The following is a 22,651-nucleotide window of genomic DNA, read 5'->3' as shown; positions in this document are numbered from 1 at the left end:
TCGAGCGGTTCTTTGGCAGGCTGAAAGCCTCGTTCCGTCGCATCGCAACCCGATACGAAAAGACGTCACGCAATTTCCTGTCGATGATCAAACTGGCATCCGTCAGACTGTGGATCGAGTTTTATGAGTCGGCTGCCTAGTAAATGGATCCAAGAAAAAGCCAGATGCCGCTGTTGTGGCCGATTATTACGCTAGGATTCGTAACATGAGCTTGATGCCTACCATGGTCGATCTGCTTGCCCGGGCTCGGGTGGATTTGCGTATGGGGCTGCCTGTTGTTCTCACTCATGAGGGCCGCGCGGTTCTGGCACTGGCCGCAGAGCAGCTGGATTCTCGGCGGCTGGCAGAATTGAGAGAGTTGGGGGCGGTGGATCTGACCCTGACTGCGCGCCGGGCCGAAACGCTGAAAGCCCGCGTCTACGACAAGGACATTGCCCGGATCAAAATCCCGGACGACGCAGATCTGGCATGGGTGCAGGCCGTGGCGGATCCGGCGGACGATCTGCGCACCCCAATGAAGGGCCCGCTCATGGCAGATCGTGGGGGCGCTGTCGATCTGCACAGATTGGCGATCTCTCTTGTGAAGTCAGCACATCTGTTGCCAGCCGCTCTGGTCTGCGCTCTGCCACACCCCGCGCAGTTTGCGCAAAGTCACGGTTTGACCACGCTACCTTTGAAAGCCGTTGAACCACTGATCGCGGGCAGTTCGCCGTTGCATCCGGTCGCAGCCGCCCGATTGCCCATGGACGCAGCAGAGGCTGGGCGGCTTCATATCTATCGCCCTGAGGATGGTGGAGAAGAGCATTACGCCATCGAGATCGGCCGCCCGGACCGTGACAAACCTGTTCTGGCACGCCTGCATTCCGCCTGTTTCACCGGCGACGTCCTGGGCTCGCTGAAGTGTGACTGCGGGCCGCAACTGCGTGCGGCTCTCGCCCAGATGGGTGCAGAGCAGAGCGGTATCCTGCTCTATTTGAACCAAGAAGGGCGCGGTATTGGGCTTGCAAACAAGATGCGAGCCTATTCGCTCCAGGATCAGGGGTTTGATACCGTCGAAGCCAATCATCGGCTCGGTTTCGAGGATGACGAACGCGATTTTCGACTTGGCTCTGCGATCCTGACCAAACTGGGGTTCAACTCGGTACGACTGCTGACCAACAATCCCAATAAGATCGCGATGATGGAAAAAACGGGGATCAAGGTCGCGGAACGTGTACCCCTGAAAGTGGGTGAGACGGCTTACAATCGGCACTACCTTGCGACCAAGGCCAGAAAATCCGGTCACATGCTGTGACAAATCAACTGCCAGGAAATATCTCGCCCCGCGATATGGTTTTGACGCCGAAGGGGCTGCGGTTTCGGGGGCGCTTATTGCCCTGCTCCATCGGTAAGGGTGGATTGAGCCCAACAAAGATCGAAGGCGACGGTGCCACACCAATTGGCTGTCATCGCATTGTTGGGCTGTATTATCGCGCGGACCGGGTGGCCAAACCTACGTCTTGGGCCCAACCTATTTCACACCGTGACCTATGGTCGGATGCGGCAGATGATCCGCGATATAACACCCATGTCCACCGTCCCTACGGCTGCAGCCACGAAACGCTGCATCGCGGTGACCCGCTCTATGATCTGATTCTCATCACCGATTGGAATTGGCCAAAGGCAACGCCCGGGCACGGCTCCGCGATCTTTCTTCATCAGTGGCGGCGGCCTGGGTTTCCGACAGAGGGATGCATCGCGTTTTCACGCACTCATATGCGCTGGCTTGTCCGTAATATCGAATTGGGAACGCGGCTGATGGTCCCGCCGCTGGCGGCGGACACACAACGCAAGAGCGGGTTAGACTGAGTTATAGCTCGTAAGCGCGAGCCCCGAAAATGGCGGATCCCACACGCACATGAGTCGCGCCCAAAGCAATTGCCGACTCGAAATCACCGCTCATACCCATCGACAGGCCTGTGAGCCCATTTCTGGCCGCAATCTTTGCCAATAGCGAAAAATGTAGGCTGGGTTCTTCATCTGCTGGGGGGATACACATCAACCCAGCAACACGCAGATCCATATCCTGACACTCGCGGATAAACTGGTCCGCCTCTGCCGGGATGATACCCGCCTTTTGCGGCTCTTCACCGGTGTTCACCTGAACAAACAGTTGTGGACAATGACCAAGCTCCTGGGCGAGCCGGGCAATCGTCTTTGCCAGTTTAGGGCGGTCCAACGTATGGATGTTGTGGAACAGCTCCATCGCTTGGCGGGCTTTATTGGTTTGCAGCGGGCCAATCAGATGCAGATCGAGCCCTTCAAAGCGCGATGAGAATTCAGGCCATTTGCCAGCGGCTTCCTGCACCCGATTCTCGCCAAAACAGCGTTGCCCCTCCTGCAGAACCGCTTCGACGCGTTCATTAGGCTGGACCTTCGACACTGCAATCAGCTGGGTTTCGCCCGCATCCTTACCAGCGCGCGCCTCTGCATCGTGAATACGTGATTGAATATCCTGCAGCGACATAGACGGCCTTTCTCTTGTTTGGATTTGCGCCACACAAACACTGTTTCTGCACAAAAGAAAAGGGCGAGCTCAGAAGAGCCCGCCCTAGAACCGTGTGGTTCAGATCAACTTAGAAGCTGAACTGAGCACCGAAGTCCGCACGCATCTGGCCGTCTGCGTTGCCGACTTTGCTTTCGCCGATCGCGCCACGCAGGGAGACACCGCCGCCCAGGTCGTGGATCACGCCCAGACCAACGTTACGGGTGTCGCCGTCGCCGGAACCGTCGCCGTAAGCGAAGGTCAGGGTGGTTGCGGAGCTTACGTCGTAAGCTGCGGAGATACCGTAGAAGGTGTCGGAAGTTGCAACGCTACCGCCGATGGATTCGTCACCAACGATGAGGGTACCGGACAGAGCGCCGAAGGAACCGCCCAGGGTCAGAACGACGATGTCGTCATCTTCTGCTGCACCGTTGTCGGTTTCACCGTATGCCAGAGCAGCGGTGATGTTGCCGAAGGTGTAAGCAGCGTGGATGTCGAAGCGGTCGCCGTCGCCACCGTTAGGAGCTTGGTCGTAGGACGCTGCAACAGCGAAGTCACCAACTGCGTAACGTGCGTACACGCCGTTGGAACCTGCGCCACCGGAGGAGTAACCCAGGAAGCCGTAGTTCACGCCGGAGTACTGACCAACGAATGCTTCGAGGCCAGGCTCGTTGCCGTAGTAGTTAGGCAGGTTGTCGGTTGCGCCAGCAACGTTGCCCACGTCAACACGCAGACCGCCGTACTCGACGGAGAAACGTGCGCCGTTCAGGCCAGCTGCGTTTGCTTCACCGGAAGCTGCGTCTTCGTCTGCCTGCAGACGAACGCGTGCGGAGAATTTCACGCCGCCATCGGTTTCTGCGGAACCGTCGATGTTCAGACGGAAGCGGCTGACGATGACAGTGTCGGAAGTGCCGCCAACGGTGCGGTCTTCAACGTAGCCGATACCAAAACGGCCGTAGCCGCCGAACGAAACGTCTGCAGCTGCAACACCAGCGGTCGCGACCAGCGCAGTCGAAGCGAAGAGAATCTTTTTCATGTTTTTCCCTCGGGTTTAAATTTCCAAGCTCAAACAGGCGCTGAGTGGCACAAGTCTGAGTACGCAATCCGTTTCGCTCGTTTTGGGGTGCTTGCGCAAGCTTGGGAGAGAGGCGGCAAACCTTTCGGGGAAAAGTTGATGCATCGATGTCACAGTGGATCTGGTCAGGCTGTGGTGATCGGCGCAAGCAAGCTCCGTCATATAAAGAATATGCTTGTTGCCGCTCAATCGCTTGTCTAGATCTATGACGCAACCGGTAACAGTAACGGATCTAACCAACGATGCGCTGGCCCACGACCCTTGGACTTCTTTCTCTTGTTGCCCTGACTGCGGGTTGTGGCGTTTTCGGCGGTGGCGATCGCGAGGGTCCTTCGACCTACAATGAAAACGTCATTGGCGGGAACCCAAGGGATCCTGAGAATTTTACCGGCACAACCATCTGGGACGCCTTCCGCCCTACCAAAGCAGAGCAGGTGGTTCAGGTGAATCGCTACCTCTGGACCGCGACGCTGGATGTGCTGGACTTTCTGCCGTTGCAGACAGTTGAGCCGTTCACTGGCGTGATTGTTACAGGATACGGCACACCGCCAGGCGGGGGGCGAGCGTATCGGGCGACCATTCATGTAAAAGACCCGGCGCTTGACGCCAGGTCATTGAACGTGTCGCTGCAGACCCGCAATGGTCCTGTAAGCGCGAGCACCGCACGCGCAGTTGAAGATGCGATTCTGTCTCGGGCACGCCAACTGCGTATCGCAGACCGCAGGCTCTGACATTTCCCAGAATATCCGCCCTCTGGTACAGCAGGGCAAACATGATTATCACAAGCGCCAGGCCAACAACCTGGCGTTTTTATCTACGAAGGACCGCTCGCATGCCCCGTTATGTTGCCCCGGAAATCGAAGCCCGCTGGCAGGCCGCCTGGGAAGGCGCCGGGATCTTTCAGGCAAAACGTTCGGACGACAAACCAAAATACTACGTCCTGGAAATGTTCCCCTACCCATCGGGACGAATTCATATGGGTCATGTGCGCAACTACACCATGGGGGATGTGGTCGCGCGTCATAAGCTGGCGACCGGCCACAATGTGCTGCACCCAATGGGCTGGGATGCCTTTGGGATGCCCGCTGAAAACGCTGCAATGGCCTCTGGCGGTCACCCGAAAGACTGGACATACAATAACATCGCCGACATGCGCGGCCAGATGAAGCCGCTCGGGCTTTCCATCGACTGGACCCGTGAGTTCGCGACCTGCGATCCGGAGTATTATGGCCAGCAACAGGCGTTGTTCCTCGATTTTCTTGAGAACGATCTGGTCTACCGCAAAAATGCAGTCGTGAATTGGGACCCCGTCGATATGACGGTGCTTGCCAATGAACAGGTGGAAAACGGCCGCGGTTGGCGCTCGGGTGCGCTGGTGGAGCGCCGTGAACTGACGCAGTGGTTCTTCAAGATCTCCGACTATTCCGAAGAGCTGCTCGATGCGTTGGATGGCTTGGAAAACTGGCCCGCCAAAGTGCGCCTGATGCAAGAAAACTGGATCGGCAAATCGCGCGGTTTGCAATTCTCGTTTGAACGTGTGGATGGGGAGCAGCCGATTGAGGTCTACACGACCCGCCCAGATACGCTGAATGGCGCATCTTTTGTCGGCATTTCCCCGGACCACCCGATTGCCAAGGCGCAGGAAGCCGAATCGGAAGAAGTCGCAGCGTTTGTTGCGGAATGTCGCAAAGGCGGCACCACCGAAGAAGCCATCGAGACCGCTGAGAAACTGGGCTATGACACCGGCATCCGCGTCAAACATCCGCTGAACCCCGATTGGGAGCTGCCGGTCTGGATCGCCAACTTCATTCTGATGGACTATGGCACCGGCGCAATCTTTGCCTGCCCGGCGCATGACCAACGCGACCTCGACTTCTGCCGCAAATATGACCTGCCGGTCATCGACACATTCTTCGCGCTGGACAATGACACGCCGGTTGCAAACGACGCTTTCGTTCCGCCAAAAACCGAGAAGGTTCGCTGGGTCGATCATTTTGCTGGTCTGACCGAAGCAACCGGCGAAGAGGCGATCAACCTCACTGTCGATTTCGCAGAAAAAGCCGGTTGGGGCAAAGGTGTCACCAAGTTCCGGTTGCGCGACTGGGGCCTGTCACGCCAGCGCTATTGGGGCTGTCCGATTCCCGTTGTTCACTGCGACTCCTGCGGCGTTGTGCCGGAGAAGAAAGAAAACCTGCCGATCGCCCTGCCCTATGATGAAGACGGCAAACCGATCGACTTCTCCGTGCCTGGTAATCCCCTAGACCGCCATCCAAGCTGGCGCAACTGCGCCTGCCCGTCCTGTGGCAAACCTGCGCTGCGCGAAACCGACACCATGGATACTTTTGTCGATTCGTCTTGGTATTTTGCCCGTTTCACCGCACCGCGGGCGGACACCCCCACCGATCTGGCCGAGGCCGAATATTGGATGAACGTCGATCAATACATTGGCGGCATCGAACACGCGATTCTGCATCTGCTGTATTCACGCTTCTTTGCCCGCGCGATGCAGATCTGCGGTCACCTTCCCGAAGGCGCCAAAGAACCCTTCGACGCGCTGTTCACGCAAGGCATGGTGACACACGCGATCTACAAGAAAGAGCAAGAGAACGGCCGCCCGATCTACTTCTATCCAGAACAGGTGGAACTGCGCGACGGAAAAGCCTTTCTGATAGAAGACGGGTCGGAAGTGGATGTTGTGCCGTCTGCAAAGATGTCCAAATCCAAAAACAACGTCGTCGACCCGCTGGCCATCATCTCGGCCTATGGCGCAGACACGGCGCGCTGGTTTGTGCTGTCCGATTCTCCGCCTGAGCGTGATGTTGAATGGACTGCGGCAGGCGCCGAAGCTGCGCATAAGCACCTGACACGTGTCTGGGGCCTTAGCGATAAAATCAGTGCGATGGAGGCTGATGCGGCAGGCGAGGGAGATCAGGATCTTCTGCGCGAAATGCACAAAGCGATCCGTGATGTGTCCCTCAGCATTGAGACATTTGGTTTCAACGCTGCCATCGCAAAGCTGTATGGCTTCACCAACACATTGGCGAAATCAAAAGCGGGTGCCGCTGCGAAACGGGAAGCGATCATGACCCTTGCGCAACTGATGTCACCGATGACACCCCATCTGGCCGAAGAGATTTGGCAGAATATGGGTGGCGAGGGGCTTTGTGCAACAGCGGCCTGGCCTGTGGCTGACGAAGCCATGTTGGTCGAGGCGAGCGTGACCCTGCCGATCCAGATCAACGGCAAACGCCGCGGCGAAATCACCGTGGCCAAAGATCTGGACAAGGCAGAGGTTGAAAAACTCGCTCTTGCGCACGAAGCTGTTCAAAAGGCGCTTGATGGCGCGGCCCCCAAAAAGGTGATCGTTGTGCCCGGTCGTATTGTGAATGTCGTGGCTTAAACCGAGATATCTGACAGGCGTCGCGGCCACACTGCTGGTCGCGGCCTGTGGCTTCACCCCGGTCTATGCACCGGGTGGAGCTGGGTTTGCCCTGCAGGGAAATGTGACCATCGAGGCGCCAGAAACCCTTGGCGCGCAGGATGAAACAGACGCATATTTTCTGGTCCAGAACCTCGAACAGCGCCTGGGGCGCAATGCGGCTGGCGCCTATTTTCTTGATGTGGACCTGCGCACAAGAAGCGAAGGCCAGGCAATTACGGCTGACAATGAAATCACCCGTTATTCGGTCGTTGGATATGCCGACTACTCCCTGGTTCGCCAAGCTGACGGGATGATCCTGGCAAGCGGAAACGTTCAGAACTTTACCGGCTACTCCGCGACAGGCTCCACTGTTGAAACACTTGCAGGAGAGCGGGATGCGCAACGACGGTTGATGACGATTCTCGCAGATCAAATCGTGACGGAACTGTTGACCAACACAGAGATCACAGCACCCGCAAACCCAGCCGGGCAGACAAACGGATGAAACTGAGCCCGCGGGAAGCGGAAGGCTATTTTGCGCGCCCCGATCAGGGAAAGACCGGTATTCTGATCTATGGCGCGGACGCAATGCGGGTCTCGCTCAAGCGGCAGCAACTGCTGGCTGCGCTGCTCGGCCCAGCCGCGGAAGAAGAAATGCGTCTCACCCGGATGGCGGGCGGCGACCTGCGCAAAGACCCTGCCCTGTTGATGGATGCGGTAAAGGCCGTTGGCTTTTTCCCTGGCATTCGCGCAGTGCTGGTTGAAGACGCCAATGACACAGCCACCCCTGCAATCGTTGCTGCCCTGGAGTCATGGCAGCCGGACGACGCCAGGTTGGTGGTCACGGCGGGACAGCTGAAAGCCACGTCAAAGCTGCGCAAAGCCTTTGAAAGTCACAACAATGCGTTCGCCACGGGGATCTACGATGATCCGCCGTCACGGGCCGAGATCGAGCGCATTCTCGCGGACGCACAGATTAGGGACGTTCCGGGAGACAGCATGTCGGCCCTGGTCGATATCGCCAATGATATTGGGCCAGGTGATTTCTCTCGCATGGTCGAGAAGCTCGCGCTTTTCAAATATGACGACACCTCTCCCCTCACGCTTGATGATATTCAGGCTGTCGCGCCACAATCCACCGAAGCTGCACTCGATGATATGCTCAACATCGTGGCAGAAGGCCGTGGTGCAGAAATTGGCCCCCTTATGGGACGACTGCAGGCGCAGGGCACCAATGCTGTGACACTCTGCATCGGCGCAACCAGACATTTCCGGACGCTCTACACAATCGCTTCAGATCCGGGCGGACCAGCGCAGGGGATAGGACGCCTGCGGCCCCCAGCCTACGGCAAACGACGCGATAGGCTTTTGCGCCAAGCCCAAAGCTGGGGAGCCTATAAGCTGGAAACTGCGCTCACGCTGCTAACGGATACGGATCTGCAACTGCGATCCGCAGGCCAAACAGCCCCTGCCCTCGCTGTGATGGAACGTGCTCTGATCCAACTCGCCCGGTTGAGCAGGGTACGCTGACAGCTGTCGCACGTTGGGACGCCGCGTCCTTTGCGCGGACAGTCTCTTGACCTCATCTGGTCGCATGCTTTCCTAGGGGATGAGCGAAGGTGGAGAGGGGAGATATTGATGTATACCGTGATCGGGACGCCCATGACGCGCAGTTTTCGCGTTCTTTGGACACTTGAGGAACTGGCTCAGCCCTATGAACTGGCGCCTTACAAACCGCAGAGCGCAGATGTGCTTGCGTTGAATCCCTCCGGAAAAGTCCCTGTTCTGATCGAAGAGGGCGAAGCGATCACTGATTCGACGGCCATCGTTACCTATCTGGCGGATAAACACGGGCAGTTGACCGCGCCGGCGGGCACCTTGGCACGTGCCAAACAGGATGCCGTCACGCAGTTCTTGCTGGATGAACTGGACGCTGTGCTGTGGACCGCTGCCCGTCACAGCTTCATTCTGCCGGAAGACAAACGCATCCCAGAGGTCAAAGCCAGCCTGAAGTGGGAATTTTCCAATGCCCTTGAACGGCTGGACACCCGGATGGAGGGGCCATTTTTGATGGGCGAAGACTTCACCATCGCCGATATCATCTGCACCCATTGCCTGAACTGGGCGTTCGCTGCGAAATTCCCCATCGAAAGTGAGCGGCTGCTTGACTATCTAAATCAGACGCGGCGCAGGCCTGCCTGCGGCAAGGTCGCGGCCTTAATCAGCTAAGGTCTTTGAGGTAGGTTGCGGCGCCCCGCCCTGCCCACCTGCCGCTTGCGATACTGGCCGTCAACAGGTAGCCGCCTGTTGGGGCCTCCCAATCCAGCATCTCCCCAGCACAAAAAACGCCGGGCCGTGCCCGCAACATCAACATATCATCAAGCGCCTCTGCGCAAACGCCGCCAGCTGTTGAAATCGCCTGATCAATCGGCTGCAATCCGGCATGCCGAACCGGCACAGCTTTCACCAGAGCGGCGAGCGCTGCCGGATCCTGCGGCAAGGGCCTACAGAACTCCTGCAGGAGCGCGAGTCGCCCTCCCGCAAGCTTCAGTGTTTTGCGCATGTGACTAGAAAGGCTTGCCTTCCCGCGCGATCGCGACAACCGCTCTGTGATCTGTTGTGGAGACAAATCCGGGAACAAATCGATCGCCAGATCTGCCCCATCGCGTACAGCGGCGCAGACGGCGTAGATTCCGCCCCCTTCAAGACCGCTTTCTGAAATCACCGCTTCACCACGGCTGCGCGATGCGCCCGCAGACAAAGCTATGCCCTTCAGCGGTGTGCCCAGATAGGGGCGCATGAACTCTGACCATGCCACCTTTAGCCCAACGTTTGAGGGCCGAAACGGCGCCAGAGCCACATCCTGCGCCGCCAGGATCGCAGCCCACTTTCCATCTGACCCAAGCCGCGCCCAGCTGGCGCCGCCCATCGCCAGCACGACCGCGCGAGCGCGAACCAGTTGGGAACCCTCAGGGGTTTCGAACCGCAGATGATCCTGCTCCCACCCTTGCCAACACCACCGCGTGCGACGCTCAACTCCGTAGGCATCAAGTCGCGCCAACCATGCGCGCAACATTGGCGAGGCTTTCATCTCGATCGGGAAAACACGGCCTGTTGAACCGGAAAACAGTGTGACGCCCAGCCCGCGGGCCCAATCCTGTATCTCCTGCGAGGCGCAGTCAGACAGCATGGGCGACAACCAATCCGCGCGGTCGCCATAGTTCTGCAACAGATCAGCAAGTGGTTCATCCTTGGTCAGGTTCAGACCGGATTTGCCAGCCATCAGAAACTTGCGCGCGACCGAAGGCTTTGCGTCTGCGATCAAAACAGTGTGTCCGGCTGCGCCAAGCTCTTCGGCAGCGCGCAAACCTGCCGGCCCGGCCCCGACAATCACTGCATCCCAGACCCTGTCGTTCTGCCCTGTCACGCTTCTTCGTCCCCTTTTTTCAAGCACAAGGCGATCATGCTTGTCATTGGCCTCTTGGGCCGCATCTCTTGATAGTGAAAGAGCCATACCGGGAGAGTTCACCAATGTCACCGCCCACTCCGGAAGATCCGATTTGTCCGCTCTGCGACAGGCCGATCCCGCCGGATGTGGATCAAAGCCTGCACCATCTGATACCGAAGTTGAAGGGCGGCAAGGGTCGGCCAACCGTGCTGCTCCATCACATCTGCCACAAAGAAATTCACGCCACACTGACAGAGGCAGAGCTGGCGCGGTCATTCAACACAGTCACCGCGCTGCGCGAGCATCCTCGGCTTGCGAAGTTTCTGGCGTGGGTCAAAAAACGCCCTCCTGCGTTTCGTTCCAAAGTGCCAGGTGGTCGACGCAAACGATAACGGGTGATTGATCACACGCGAGAGCATCCTCCACCACGGCATCAACCCCACACCCTCAAACACGACAGTCTGCCAAAATCGCCATAGCGACCTCCGGATCTGCGGCTTGATAGTCAGACAGTAAGGCCTGCGCTGTTGGCAACAACTGCTCGTCGAGCACGATGCGATCAATCATCCCAAACGCCAGCGCCTCATCCGCGGTCAATTTTTGACCGGCAGCCAGGATCAACTTGGTCCGCGCAGGGCCAATCAATGCAGACATGCGTTTGACATCAGAAGGTTGCGGCCGATAGCCAAGCTTCATCACCGGATAAAAGACCTTAGTCGAGGCAACAGCAATCCGCAAATCGCAAGCCAGCGCCATACCATTTGCGCCGCCAGCCACCGTTCCGTTTAATGCCGCAACGGTCAAGCAAGGCAATGCCGCAATCGCCGCCGAAAGTTGCTCCCAAAGCGGTGATACCGCGAGCCCTGCCTTTGCCGCGTCGAGATCTGCCCCGGCACTGAACACCCGGCCATTCCCCGTCAGGATCAAACCCCTTGCCGACTGCGCCTCTTGGGTAATCTCGCAAAGCTGCGCCAGCATCGATTCCGTCAGCGCGTTGGCTTTCTCTGGGCGATCCAAGATGACCGTCCAGAGACCATTCTCGCCAATGGAATGGCGGATCATATCAGGCCCACCCGCTTTCTGATGGTTTCATCACGCAAGGAAATCTCGGTCCCAAGAAACTCATCCGAATCTGTATCACACATCCACAGCAAGGCACGAGCTGGCCACTCTGCGGGGATATGGACCGACCAATCCAACTGGCTGACAGGATTAACACCGCTTGCACGGATCACCCGCTGCATATCCGTTGCGACTGTCCCAGGCGACAGGCCCATGGCGCGAATGCCGTTTGCACCTTCTTCGTGGTGCAAGCAGCGGGTCAGCATCGCAGCGCCTGCTTTGGACGTGCAATAAGCGCTCCAGCCTTCGACAGGATTGTGCGCCGCGCCCGAACTCACCGTCAGGATCGTACCGCCCCCGTTTTCTTTCATCAGCGGAACTGCAGCACGCATCCCATAGAACACGCCCTTGATGTTGATATCGATAAGTTGGCTCCAGGCAGATGGCTCTGCATCCGCCAGGGACGCAATGGGATCGACCACGCCAGCATTGTTGATCAAAACGTCGATTTTTCCGAACTCTGCCTGGATCTTGCGAAATGCATCCCCCACAGATCCGTGATCGGAGACGTCACAAGCCACCGCCAGCGCGTTTCCGCCGATCTCTTCCGTCAGGCTCGCCAAACTGTCCGCGCTCCTTGCCAGCAAGGCCACATTGGCACCCTCGCTGGCAAACACGCGGGCTGTATCCGCTCCAATGCCGCGGCTTGCGCCCGTGATCACAACTGTCTTGCCCTTGATGTCCATCAGATAAACCTCCAAATCCCCATTTTGAAATGTGGTAGACTGCTTTGGGGGGAACGGTCCAGACCGATACCCCTTGCGCAGGTTTACCACGCCACCGAAGGTGGACCGTAGATTTTTGACCATGAAAGGTATTCCCATGGCTGTTACTTTTGCCCGCGGCTGCGGCGCATTGATCGCTCTTGGCCTGTCAGCCCCCGCTGCGATGGCAGATGTGTCCGCGCAGGATGTCTGGGCGGACTGGAAATCCTATTTGGCCGCCACAGGATACGCGGTGAGCGGCACAGAATCTTTCTCAGGCGATACTTTGACCGTATCTGACCTCACGCTTGAGATTGCGGATTTGGGCGCTGGCAGTAGCACAATCACCATTCCTGATATTCGGTTTGTCGACAACGGCGATGGCACAGTCGGCGTTGTGTTGCCAAATGAACTGCCTGCATCATTCGACATGGACAGCCCCGACGGGCGTGTTGCAGGCACCATCCTGTTGAGCCACGACGGCGGCCCGATGTTGGTCTCCGGCGATGCCGACGAAATGACGTATGATTTCGCGGCAGGCGTGATGACGTTTTCTTTGTCCGACCTGGTGGCACCGGATGGGGACCTGCCAGAAGACGCGGTCAAGTTCACGGCAACCCTATCGGACGTGGAAAATCAGGTCGTGATGACAAAATCCGATCTGCGCCAATACGCCCAAAGCATGACCAGCTCGGAGTTGAGCTATGAGTTCAGCTTTGCCGACCCGGACGGAGAGACCGACGGCACCTTTAAAGGTGCTTTGAAAGGAATTGGTTTCGACGGCACCACAGCCATCCCCGCCCCAGGTGAAACAGCTGATTTCGCCGCCATGCTCCGCAATGGTATGTCCGCCGAAGGAACCATCAAGTTTGCCAGCGGCGAAGGCTCTGTCACAGCCCGTGACAATCGCGATTCCTTTTCATTGGAAAACTCATCGCAAGGCGGTGCTGCCCGCTTTGAAATCAGCAATACCGGCCTAACCTACGATCTGAGCCAGATGGCAACACAAGTTGCCATCGAAGGGTCGGATATTCCGTTTCCGATTGATCTTTCGATCGGAGAAACCGGTATCAAGCTGAGCATGCCAGTCGCAAAATCAGACGAAGAGCAGGACTTCAGCCTCGGCTTTGCCATCCGCGATTTCGACGTTCCTGAAATCCTGTGGGGTCTGGTCGATCCAACCGGTGCCCTGCCCCATGACCCCGCAACCATCGCCATTGATCTGGTCGGAAAGGCCAAACTGGCATTTGATCTGTTTGATCCTCTGTCCGTCGAAGTCATGGAAGACAGCGACGAAGCCCCCGGAGAATTGAACGCGCTGACCATGAACTCCCTCGAGGTATCGGTCGCAGGCGCCGAATTGACGGGCTCAGGTGACTTCACATTCGACAACAGCGATCTCACCAGCTTTGACGGGATGCCAGCGCCAACCGGTGAGGCAAATCTCAAACTGGTTGGTGCCAACGCGCTGTTGGACAAATTGATCGGAATGGGTCTGGTCTCTGACAGCGATGCAATGGGCGCTCGGATGATGATGGGCCTGCTTGCGGTTCCAGGTGACAGCGAAGACACCCTGACCTCGAAAATCGAAGTCTCTGGGGATGGTCAAATCAAAGCGAAAGGCCAGCGGATCAAGTAATCATCCGTAACGCATTAAGTGTTCAAGAGACCGCAATTTGCGGTCTCTTTTTTGACTCCGCTCTTGCGACACCCCGGCCGTCTGTCTAGCTCTATGAACAGACCAACCAGCGTAGGTGCCCATGACACAAACCCCAGAAACCCTGTGCAACGCACTGATTGATGCCGCTTTGAAGGCAGGCGCGGATGCGGCCGATGCAATGGCGGCAGAAGGCAGTTCCCTTTCCATCGAAGTGCGTCAGGGCACACTCGAACATGCAGAGCGATCGGAAGGTACGGATCTAGGGTTGCGGGTTTTTGTCGGACAACGGCAGGCCACCGTTTCGACATCCGATATGCGGCCAGACACCATGACCGCTATGGCCGAGCGGGCAGTTGCCATGGCCCGGGAAGCGCCAGAGGACCCCTACGCCGGGCTCGCGGATCCAAGCCAGCTGGCCCAGAGCTGGGATTTGGAGGCGCTGGAGCTGTTTGATCCGACAGGGGAGCCTGCCCCAGGCGTTTTGCAAGAGGACGCCCTAAAGGCAGAAGCGTCCGGCCTGGCCGTCGATGGTGTCACACAGGTACAGTCGGCCGCTGCAGGCTACGGCAGCCACTCAGTCTTTCTGGCCGCAACAAACGGGTTTTCCGGCGGGTACAAACGCACCAGCCGATCAGTATCCTGCACAGCAATTGCAGGCGTTGGAACCGGAATGGAGCGGGACTACGATGGCGACGTCCGAACCTTTCAGGCTGATCTGCGCAGCGCCGAGGAGATTGGCCAGCAAGCCGGTGAACGCGCCATTTCACGCCTGAATGCAAGGCGGCCGAAAACGGGCAGCTACCCGGTTTTGTTTGATGAACGAATTTCCTCCTCGCTCATCGGTCACCTGCTTGCGGCTGTGAACGGCGCTTCCATCGCTCGTGGCTCGTCATGGCTCAAAGATGCGATGGGCGAGCAAATTCTGCCGAGTAGCCTCAGCGTGATAGAGGATCCATTTCGACCCAGAATTTCGGGGTCACGCCCATTCGATGGCGAAGGCCTGCCCACCCAGAAGCGCGCCATCATTGATGCAGGCACGTTGACTGGATGGACGCTTGATCTTGCGTCCGCCCGCAAACTGGGTCTTTCCAGCACTGGCAATGCAGCCCGCGGCGTCGGCTCCGTTCCGTCTCCATCGCAGTGGAACATCGCGTTGACGCAAGGTGACAAAACCCCGGGTGATCTGATTGCGGATATGGGAACCGGGCTGTTGGTGACGTCGATGATCGGATCAACGATCAACCCGAATACCGGAGACTATTCTCGTGGGGCCGCTGGTTTCTGGATCGAGAACGGCGAAATCGCTTATCCTGTGAACGAATGCACCATTGCCGGAAAGCTGCGTGACATGTTGCGCAGCATTGTGCCGGCAAATGATGCACGGACGCATCTGTCGCGGGTGGTTCCATCCATGCTGGTAGAGGGGATGACCCTTGCCGGCAATTGAACCGGAAACTGACCTCTCTCTGCTGATCCGAGCCGCCGAAGTCGCAGGCGATATCGCCTGCCGCTATACCCAATCCTCTGTGAAGACCTGGGACAAACCCGGCGGCGCCGGTCCAGTGACAGAGGCGGATTTGGCCGTGAACGCAGCTTTGGCAGATCTGCTGAAACCTGCACGGCCCGACTACGGCTGGTTGTCGGAGGAAACCGACGACAGCAGCGAACGGCTTTCCCGTGATCAGGTGTTCATCATTGATCCCATTGATGGAACGCGGAGTTTCGTCGACGGATCGCGCACCTGGGCACATGCTCTCGCAACCGCTGTGAATGGCGCCATTACTGCCGCTGTTGTTTTTCTCCCGCAACGAGACCTCATGTACACCGCATCACATGGTGGCGGAGCCTTCTGTAATGGGCAGGCGATCGAGGTCGCTGCAACAGAACAAATGGAGCAGGCCGAAATCCTAGCGGCCAAACCCGCGCTATCTGCGGATCTATGGGGATCTGCCGGTGTGCCGCCGTTCAGACAGGCGCATCGCCCCTCGCTTGCCTATCGGATGGCACGTGTCGCTGATGGGCGCTTTGATGGAATGATCACGCTCCGCCCCAGTTGGGAATGGGATATCGCCGCAGGCGATCTGATCATCCGGGAGGCCGGCGGCACCACAAGTGACCGGCGCGGTAACCGCTTGCGGTTCAACAACCCGCACCCTACCGTCGACGGTGTTCTTGCGGCAGCGCCTCACCTTCATCGTGATTTGCTGTCCGCGCTTGCTATCTGACCGGTTTCAAGACGATCACGCCAAACATATGCATGGAACGGGTTTCCCCATGTCGAAGTCAGCATCTCAAAAGGCGCGTGCCGCGCCTTGGCCCGACCGCCCCACCGGTGAGGTGCTGTGGGTCCATGCGACCACCGCTGAACGATGTCTGGCCCTATCGGACATCGGGCACAGGCTAAAATCCCACCGCCCGGATTTATCGGTGCTGGTTACCTGGCCAGATACGCTCTCACCGCCGCCCGAAGTTGATGGATGCGATCTGCCGCTCGGACCACCGCCAGAGGACAGCGCGGCTGAGGTGCGCCGCTTTCTGGACCATTGGCGCCCTGACCTGTGCATCTGGTCTGGCGGCGATATCCGGCGGATCCTGATGCGTCAGCTGAGCGAGCGAAAGGTCGACAGCCTGTTGGTGGATCTGACCTTCGAAGAGCTGCCTGATCGTTCCAGACGTTGGCTGCCCGATCAAAGAAAGAAAATGCTCAACCGGTTTCAGGCGGTTTTCACCCCCTCACACGAGGTGGAGGTGGTGCTGGCGCGTCTGGGGTTAGATGCCCAAAAAATCAGAAAGACGGATCCGCTTCGCCTGTCGACGACCCCGTTGGGCTGCAACGGCGATGAGCTTGCGCATATGCAGACCATATTGGGCAGTCGACCCAGTTGGTATGCGGCACAGGCCGATCTGCGCAACCTTGCAGACATCCTGACGGCCCATCGCCGGGTGTTACGACTGCTGCACAGATTGTTGCTCATCGTGTCGATCCGCGATGAAACCGAACTGCCTGCGGCCCGAGAGACCATTCTCGCAAGCGGCCTACAACTGGCGGATTGGGACAGCGGCGAAGAACCCGACGACTATTCACAGGTCCTGTTGAGTTCGGCAGATGACAGTGGCCTTTGGTATCGCATAGCGCCGGTTTCTTTGCTTGCTGGAAGTCTCACAAATGCAGGCAATGCGCAGAACCCCCTCGAAGCTGCGGCACTGGGATCTGCCATTCTGCATGGGTCTGACTATGGCTCGCATCATGCGGTTTATCGGCGACTGCACGAGGTTGGTGCGGCGCTGGAGGTTGACGATACCGAAGGTTTGGCGCAAGCGGTGCTCACCCTCTCTGCGCCAGACCGCGCCGCCGAAATGGCATTGGCCGGATGGACGGTGGTAACCGAGGGCGCGAATGTAACTGACCAATTGCTTGACCAGATTCAAGATCTGTTGGACCTACGCGAGGAGCGTCATGAGAGCCCCTGACTTCTGGTACAAACCGCGTGGAACCTTCGATGTGCGGAGCCTCGTGCTCTCCCCCCTCGGGCAACTCTACGGGTTGGCAACAGCGCGACGGCTGACATCAAAAGCACCCGCAAAAATGCCTGTTCCAGTTATTTGTGTTGGAAACATCAACGCCGGTGGGACCGGCAAGACCCCAACCGTGATCTGGTTTCTGGAGCGATTGCGCGATCTTGGGCATGAACCACATGTCGTGACCCGCGGCTATGGTGGCTCGCTTGAAGGTCCTGTGCAGGTTGATCCAAGCCGACACAGTGCCAACCAAGTTGGCGATGAACCACTTCTTCTCGCCGCGTTTGGCGAGGTCTGGAAATCACGGGATCGCGCCGCAGGTGCGCAGGCTGCAGTCGCGGCCGGGGCCACTGTCATTGTGCTGGATGACGGTTTTCAAAACCCAGAGCTACACAAAGATATGTCAGTCGTCGTCGTTGACGCGCAGCGCGGATTTGGCAACGGAAAATGCCTGCCTGCCGGACCACTTCGGGAACCGGTGGAAGCGGGTCTTGCCCGCGCGGATATCGTCCTGTCGTTAGGGGCACCAGAGGCCCAAACCCATTTTTCCACTACCTGGGGGACTGAACTGTCAGGCATGACGCAGCACGTTGGCGCCGTGGAGCCGCTGCAAACCGGGATGCCCTGGAACGGAACCGCCGTTCTCGCCTTTGCGGGCATTGGCCATCCCGAGAAATTCTTCGCCACTCTCCGGCAGTTGGGCGCAGATATCCGCCGTGCCGAAGCGCTGGATGACCATCAGCCTCTATCCGCCGCTTTATTGTCGCGTTTGGAAAATGAGGCAAAGCTCCTGGGCGCCCAGTTGGTGACAACGGAAAAAGACGCCGTCAGATTGCCAAACAGCTTCCGCGCCAAGGTAATCACCCTGCCGGTCCGCCTACAGATCGAAAATGATGATGCTTTGATCGAAACACTGCGAAGCTGCGCACCACCACCGCCCTGATCACGCGGTGGATGCTGGGGAGTGTGGCCAACCCATCCTGCAAGAACAGGTTGGCCAAAAGAATTCACTGATCAGAGATCAACCATCCAGTTCTGCATCAATCAACGCTTTGAAGTCTGCGTAGGACTGATTGGAGACCTTCTTGCCGTTCAGGATGAACGACGGCGTCGACTCGATGCCGTGCTCGGTCGAGTTCTCCTGATACCAGCTCACCAGGGTCTGGGCTTTGGCACCATCCTGCAGGCAGGCCTCCAGCTGCGCCTCTTCGAGGCCTGCGAGCCGGCCGATTTTTCGCAACTCATCAACGATCTCGCTTGGCCCACCAGCGCGCGCCCATTCCGACTGCCCCTGATAGATCAGATCGCTAATTCCAAAGAACTTCTCGGGCCCACCGCAACGCGCGATCATGGATGCCCACAGGCCATAGCGGTCAAAATACACCTCGCGGTAGATGAACCTCACCTTGCCGGTGTCGATGTATTCTTCTTTCAACTGCTTGTAGGGACCTGCATGAAAATTGGCACAATGCGGACAGGTATAGGACGCATACTCGATCAGCGTGACCGGCGCGTCCTCTGCACCCTGGACCATTTCCACAATGGTTGATGTATCGACCTCAGCCTCTTGTGCGTAGGCCGCTCCGATCAACGGATTGCTTGGCAGGTTCGACTGGTTTTGCAACGTGGCAAACCCATAGACCCCTGCAGCTACGGCGACCGATGCAAAGATGCCGGACATAATTCGGGTCATTCCTACCCCTTTCGTTGTGTTTTCTGTTTTGTCAAAACGTTGCGCCCCAACCGCTCGAGTGCGGCGCGCAAATCGTCATCTCCCACTCCGGTCGTCGCTTCGGCGGCGGCTGCGATATCTTGTGGATCGGGTTTAGAGGGCGATTGCACCTTGGGCGCATATTTAAATGTGACCTGACCATCGGAAAAACCAGTGGGCGCGGTCTGTGTCACACGCACCTTTGAGATCGCGTTGTAGCCATAGACAGCGTTGACCTTGGCGCGCAGCTGCTCTTTCTGCATCTCCAGCATCGGGGCATTGGCACCGGTGGTCAAAAGCGTCAGGGTCGCACCAAATCCACCGCGCCCATAGTTCACGTTCACAGGGCGCGCGATTGGTGCAATGTCTGGGCCTGCGATGTCTTCCCAATGTGTCAGCAGTCGCGACACCGCAAAACCTCGGCTTTCGCCAGCCTTGCGGATCTGGTCGTTCAGAAGCTGCGATGTCCGTTTGAACCCGCGAGATTTTGTCCGTTGCACTGCCATAACCATGGTTTTGCTCGACTGCTCGCCCTAATGTAAAGGGCTGCAACGCAAGTACCAGCGAAACACGGCCACAAGAGATAAAGAATGCGTGACCTAAACAGCCAGTCCGACCCACATAGCAGCACCCTGCTGGAATGGTACGATCACAATGCCCGCACGCTGCCCTGGCGGGTCAGCCCAGCGGATCGCGCCGCCGGGGTTTGGCCAGACCCCTACCGGATTTGGCTGAGCGAAGTGATGCTGCAGCAAACTACGGTCGCAGCGGTCAAAGACTACTTTCATCGTTTCACCACACGATGGCCCACCGTCGGAGATCTGGCCGCATCACCGGATGCAGATGTCATGGCTGAATGGGCCGGGCTTGGGTATTACGCCCGCGCGCGCAACCTGTTGAAATGCGCACGCGTCGTTGCGAATGACCATGATGGGGTTTTCCCGGACAGCTACGATGGCCTGCTCGCATTGCCAGGCATCGGGCCCTATACGGCTGCTGCGATTTCAGCCATCGCCTTTGATCGCGCCAAAACGGTGCTTGATGGAAATGTGGAACGGGTGATGGCGCGGCTCTATGATGTGCACACCCCTTTGCCGGGTGCCAAACCAGAACTGAAAGCGTTGGCCGCGGCGCTGACCCCGTCAGCGCGACCAGGGGATCATGCCCAGGCTGTCATGGATCTGGGTGCAACCATTTGTACGCCGCGCAACCCAGCCTGCGGCATCTGTCCCTGGCGCGCGCCGTGCAAAGCACGACAGGAAGGCACCGCCAGCGAACTACCCAAGAAAACGCCGAAGAAACCGAAACCAACGCGCTTGGGTTTTGTCTATTTGGCGCGTGGGGCTGACGGCAGTTGGCTGTTGGAACAACGACCTGAAAAAGGCCTGTTGGGGGGCATGCTCGGCTGGCCCGGAAGCGACTGGAATGACGCACCAACGCAGGCGCCGCCGTTTGAGGCCGACTGGCAAGAACTCAGCGCTGAGGTTCGACACACATTTACCCATTTCCACCTGATCTTGCGGATCATGCTGGCCGAGCTGCCAGCAGATTTTCAACCGACCTCATCGCAGAGAATTCTCAGCCGGCATGAATTCAAACCCTCAGATCTGCCAACAGCGATGCGCAAGGCCTTTGATCTTTGGAAGGGGCGCTAACGTCTTCTCTTTCCGTAGGGCTGCGGGCATAGTCATGTCCAAACGTCCCAAACCCACAACCGGAGGACCAGCAGGATGATCCCGGCGGACAAACTGCGCAGCTGGAAAACAGCCCTGCCGTTCTGGGTCTCTTTTCTGCTGCTTCCCCTTGTTGCGCTTGCCGCATGGTTCGGTGGCTGGACGATTGCCTTGCCGCCTTTGGCGACCTGGTATCTTTTCGCCGTGCTTGATGGTGTTTTTGGTCTGGACCGTGAAAACGCAGATCCCATGACCAAAGAGGCCGATCTGCGATGGTACACCCTGCTGACCATGGTCTGGGTGCCTGCGCAGGCTGTCTTGCTGCTGGGACTGCTGATTTACGTGCCAACTGCCGACCATTTATCCTCGACCGAGAAAGTGGGTGTTTTCTTCGGAATGGGTGTCCTCAGCGGTGCCGTCGGTATCAACTACAGCCACGAGTTGATGCATCAGCGCAGCAGGCTGGAACGCTGGTTGGCTGATGTCCTCCTGGCGATGGTCTTGTATTCACACTTCAGATCCGAACATCTTTTGGTGCATCATCGATATGTTGGCACCCCGAGAGATCCGGTAACTGCCAGATATAACGAAGGATTTCATCGGTACTACCCCAGAGTGCTCTACCAGTGTTGGCGATCTGCCTTTCGCGCAGAAGCGGAAAAACTGGGACGAAAATCACTGCCTTGGACAGATCTTCGCAACCCGTTTTTTCGCTATTGGGCTTTGCAGGCCGCCATGTTGTTCATCGCCTTTCTGCTTGGCGGGTGGAGCGGTCTGGCGTTGTTTTGCGTGCAGGCCGGCGTGGCCATCTGGCAGTTGGAGTTGGTAAACTACATCGAACACTACGGCCTGACACGGAAATATCTGGGCAATGGCAAGTTCGAACCCGTCCTGCCCCGTCATTCATGGAATGCTGCACATAAGGCGTCAAACTGGTTGCTGATCAATCTGCAGCGGCACTCTGACCATCACTATAAACCGGACCGCCGCTTTCCGCTTCTGCAAAACCACACCGAAAGCGATGCTCCACAATTGCCGTTTGGCTATCCGGTCATGACTGTTGCGGCGATGGTGCCGCCGTTATGGCGCCGGATCATGAACCCAAAAGTGCGCGATTGGCGCCAGATGCACTATCCAGAGATTACCAATTGGAGCGCCTACAACAAGGCGCTACCAGCGTCTCAACGCGACGCAATAGCCACCGCGCAAAACTAAGCTACGCGCGGGCCTGCGAGGGGTCAGACGGCTCCGCTTGGGGCTGGCCTTGTTTGGCCTCGCCTTGGTTTGCCTCATCTTGGATCGACTGTGTGTCCGCGTCTGATCGCGTCAAAGCCCAGAGTGTCATAGGATCATTCAGACCGCGCAAAACGCAATCCTCGTGGGCGACAAAATCAGCGCTCAGGGAAGCCGCGTCGGGGTGGTCAGCGGCTGCCTGAAACAGCGCATCACTCGCCAAAATCTGCGCATTCATCGTCCGGGTCAGTTTTTCCAATCGCGCAGCGACATTCACCGCATTGCCGATTACCGTGTACTCCAGCCGGTTGGCGCCAATATTGCCCAGCACCACCTCGCCAAAATGGATCCCGATCCCAACGCGGATTTCCTCTTCCCCGGCCGTCCGCCGTTCTGCATTCCAGGTGGCAAGCGTTTGCTGTGTAAATGCCGTTTCAAAAATCCCCAAAAGTGGCGAAGTAAAATTCCCCACTTTCTGGTCTCGGTGATCAGCCGGTTGTTGCGATCAGTTTCTCCTTTTTTGGTGGTCGGCCGCGTCGCTTTGGTGCGGGCGGTGGTGTG

At 57.9% G+C, this 22,651-nt stretch carries 23 protein-coding genes and 1 pseudogene; 16 read left to right on the top strand and 8 right to left on the bottom strand.

What is annotated here, in order from left to right:
• The 3 genes and pseudogenes from Q0C28_RS06245 to Q0C28_RS06235 form a co-directional block, all read left to right on the top strand.
• A pseudogene (locus Q0C28_RS06245) lies at positions 1-140 on the top strand (IS5/IS1182 family transposase); the annotation flags it as partial.
• Positions 141-205: 65 nt separating this feature from the next.
• Entirely contained in the window at positions 206-1,294 is a 1,089-nt protein-coding gene (ribA, locus tag Q0C28_RS06240; protein ID WP_293573872.1) for a GTP cyclohydrolase II, read from the top strand.
• A gap of 35 nt (positions 1,295-1,329) precedes the next feature.
• Positions 1,330-1,848, top strand: a complete 519-nt coding sequence (locus tag Q0C28_RS06235; protein WP_293573878.1) for a L,D-transpeptidase family protein — start codon at positions 1,330-1,332, stop codon at positions 1,846-1,848.
• A 1-nt stretch (position 1,849) separates the two neighbouring features.
• Here the strand turns inward: Q0C28_RS06235 and Q0C28_RS06230 are convergent, their stop codons facing one another.
• Both Q0C28_RS06230 and Q0C28_RS06225 read right to left on the bottom strand, forming a co-directional pair.
• The gene (locus Q0C28_RS06230; RefSeq protein ID WP_293573870.1) at positions 1,850-2,506 is read right to left on the bottom strand and encodes a YggS family pyridoxal phosphate-dependent enzyme; all 657 of its coding nucleotides are present in this window, start codon (positions 2,504-2,506) and stop codon (positions 1,850-1,852) included.
• 109 nt (positions 2,507-2,615) lie between these two features.
• Positions 2,616-3,560 (bottom strand): porin, encoded by a 945-nt coding sequence (locus tag Q0C28_RS06225; protein ID WP_293573868.1) that lies wholly within the window; start codon positions 3,558-3,560, stop codon positions 2,616-2,618.
• A gap of 281 nt (positions 3,561-3,841) precedes the next feature.
• Between Q0C28_RS06225 and Q0C28_RS06220 the strand changes: the two genes are divergently transcribed.
• The 5 genes from Q0C28_RS06220 to Q0C28_RS06200 all read left to right on the top strand — a co-directional run bounded on the left by Q0C28_RS06220 (position 3,842) and on the right by Q0C28_RS06200 (position 9,249).
• The gene (locus Q0C28_RS06220) at positions 3,842-4,330 is read left to right on the top strand and encodes a DUF3576 domain-containing protein (protein WP_293573866.1); all 489 of its coding nucleotides are present in this window, start codon (positions 3,842-3,844) and stop codon (positions 4,328-4,330) included.
• A gap of 101 nt (positions 4,331-4,431) precedes the next feature.
• A complete protein-coding gene (leuS, locus tag Q0C28_RS06215; RefSeq protein ID WP_293573864.1) occupies positions 4,432-6,999 on the top strand; it encodes a leucine--tRNA ligase in 2,568 nt (855 codons plus the stop codon).
• Positions 6,986-7,525: an LPS assembly lipoprotein LptE gene (gene lptE / locus Q0C28_RS06210; RefSeq protein WP_293573862.1), complete on the top strand. Its 540-nt coding sequence runs from the start codon at positions 6,986-6,988 to the stop codon at positions 7,523-7,525. Before leuS ends, lptE begins: the two co-directional genes overlap by 14 nt.
• A complete protein-coding gene (gene holA, locus Q0C28_RS06205; RefSeq protein ID WP_293573860.1) occupies positions 7,522-8,550 on the top strand; it encodes a DNA polymerase III subunit delta in 1,029 nt (342 codons plus the stop codon). The genes lptE and holA overlap by 4 nt, the downstream gene beginning before the upstream one ends.
• 108 nt (positions 8,551-8,658) lie before the next feature.
• Positions 8,659-9,249: a glutathione S-transferase family protein gene (locus Q0C28_RS06200; RefSeq protein ID WP_293573858.1), complete on the top strand. Its 591-nt coding sequence runs from the start codon at positions 8,659-8,661 to the stop codon at positions 9,247-9,249.
• On the opposite strand, the gene Q0C28_RS06195 is transcribed toward Q0C28_RS06200, so the two are convergent.
• The gene (locus Q0C28_RS06195; protein WP_293573856.1) at positions 9,242-10,447 is read right to left on the bottom strand and encodes a TIGR03862 family flavoprotein; all 1,206 of its coding nucleotides are present in this window, start codon (positions 10,445-10,447) and stop codon (positions 9,242-9,244) included. The two genes, Q0C28_RS06200 and Q0C28_RS06195, sit on opposite strands and share 8 nt — an antisense overlap.
• 104 nt (positions 10,448-10,551) lie before the next feature.
• Between Q0C28_RS06195 and Q0C28_RS06190 the strand changes: the two genes are divergently transcribed.
• On the top strand, positions 10,552-10,860 hold the full coding sequence (locus tag Q0C28_RS06190) for an HNH endonuclease (RefSeq protein WP_293573854.1): 309 nt from the start codon (positions 10,552-10,554) through the stop codon (positions 10,858-10,860).
• 55 nt (positions 10,861-10,915) lie between these two features.
• Here Q0C28_RS06190 and Q0C28_RS06185 read toward each other — a convergent pair whose 3' ends face one another.
• On the bottom strand, positions 10,916-11,530 hold the full coding sequence (locus Q0C28_RS06185; protein WP_293573852.1) for an enoyl-CoA hydratase/isomerase family protein: 615 nt from the start codon (positions 11,528-11,530) through the stop codon (positions 10,916-10,918).
• On the bottom strand, positions 11,527-12,276 hold the full coding sequence (locus Q0C28_RS06180) for an SDR family oxidoreductase (RefSeq protein ID WP_293573876.1): 750 nt from the start codon (positions 12,274-12,276) through the stop codon (positions 11,527-11,529). Before Q0C28_RS06180 ends, Q0C28_RS06185 begins: the two co-directional genes overlap by 4 nt.
• A 136-nt stretch (positions 12,277-12,412) precedes the next feature.
• Here Q0C28_RS06180 and Q0C28_RS06175 point away from each other — a divergent pair, with 136 nt between their 5' ends.
• The 5 genes from Q0C28_RS06175 (at position 12,413) to lpxK (ending at position 18,416) form a co-directional block, all read left to right on the top strand.
• Complete coding sequence (locus Q0C28_RS06175; RefSeq protein WP_293573850.1) at positions 12,413-13,933, top strand: DUF2125 domain-containing protein; 1,521 nt, start codon at positions 12,413-12,415, stop codon at positions 13,931-13,933.
• 121 nt (positions 13,934-14,054) lie between these two features.
• On the top strand, positions 14,055-15,401 hold the full coding sequence (locus Q0C28_RS06170) for a TldD/PmbA family protein (protein ID WP_293573848.1): 1,347 nt from the start codon (positions 14,055-14,057) through the stop codon (positions 15,399-15,401).
• Positions 15,388-16,179, top strand: a complete 792-nt coding sequence (locus Q0C28_RS06165) for a 3'(2'),5'-bisphosphate nucleotidase CysQ (RefSeq protein WP_293573846.1) — start codon at positions 15,388-15,390, stop codon at positions 16,177-16,179. The genes Q0C28_RS06170 and Q0C28_RS06165 overlap by 14 nt, the downstream gene beginning before the upstream one ends.
• A 49-nt stretch (positions 16,180-16,228) precedes the next feature.
• Complete coding sequence (locus tag Q0C28_RS06160; RefSeq protein ID WP_293573844.1) at positions 16,229-17,425, top strand: glycosyltransferase N-terminal domain-containing protein; 1,197 nt, start codon at positions 16,229-16,231, stop codon at positions 17,423-17,425.
• The gene (gene lpxK, locus Q0C28_RS06155; RefSeq protein WP_293573842.1) at positions 17,412-18,416 is read left to right on the top strand and encodes a tetraacyldisaccharide 4'-kinase; all 1,005 of its coding nucleotides are present in this window, start codon (positions 17,412-17,414) and stop codon (positions 18,414-18,416) included. Before Q0C28_RS06160 ends, lpxK begins: the two co-directional genes overlap by 14 nt.
• A 78-nt stretch (positions 18,417-18,494) precedes the next feature.
• On the opposite strand, the gene Q0C28_RS06150 is transcribed toward lpxK, so the two are convergent.
• Both Q0C28_RS06150 and Q0C28_RS06145 read right to left on the bottom strand, forming a co-directional pair.
• Positions 18,495-19,166: a DsbA family protein gene (locus Q0C28_RS06150; RefSeq protein WP_293573840.1), complete on the bottom strand. Its 672-nt coding sequence runs from the start codon at positions 19,164-19,166 to the stop codon at positions 18,495-18,497.
• 2 nt (positions 19,167-19,168) lie between these two features.
• Positions 19,169-19,690, bottom strand: coding sequence for a DciA family protein (locus tag Q0C28_RS06145; RefSeq protein WP_293573874.1), 522 nt, complete (start codon positions 19,688-19,690; stop codon positions 19,169-19,171).
• Between the two features lie 84 nt (positions 19,691-19,774).
• Here Q0C28_RS06145 and mutY point away from each other — a divergent pair, with 84 nt between their 5' ends.
• Together mutY and Q0C28_RS06135 are read left to right on the top strand one after the other, a co-directional pair.
• On the top strand, positions 19,775-20,839 hold the full coding sequence (mutY, locus tag Q0C28_RS06140; protein ID WP_293573838.1) for an A/G-specific adenine glycosylase: 1,065 nt from the start codon (positions 19,775-19,777) through the stop codon (positions 20,837-20,839).
• Positions 20,840-20,914: 75 nt separating this feature from the next.
• Complete coding sequence (locus tag Q0C28_RS06135) at positions 20,915-22,072, top strand: alkane 1-monooxygenase (protein WP_293573836.1); 1,158 nt, start codon at positions 20,915-20,917, stop codon at positions 22,070-22,072.
• A 1-nt stretch (position 22,073) separates the two neighbouring features.
• Here Q0C28_RS06135 and Q0C28_RS06130 read toward each other — a convergent pair whose 3' ends face one another.
• Positions 22,074-22,562, bottom strand: a complete 489-nt coding sequence (locus Q0C28_RS06130; RefSeq protein WP_293573834.1) for an adenylate/guanylate cyclase domain-containing protein — start codon at positions 22,560-22,562, stop codon at positions 22,074-22,076.
• Positions 22,563-22,651 lie beyond the last annotated feature (89 nt).

Origin of the sequence: Phaeobacter sp. (genome assembly GCF_022825805.1) — a bacterium.
Lineage (GTDB): Bacteria > Pseudomonadota > Alphaproteobacteria > Rhodobacterales > Rhodobacteraceae > Phaeobacter.
The sequence above is the reverse complement of the archived record's forward strand: the minus strand, read 5'-3'. Positions and strand labels throughout refer to the sequence as shown.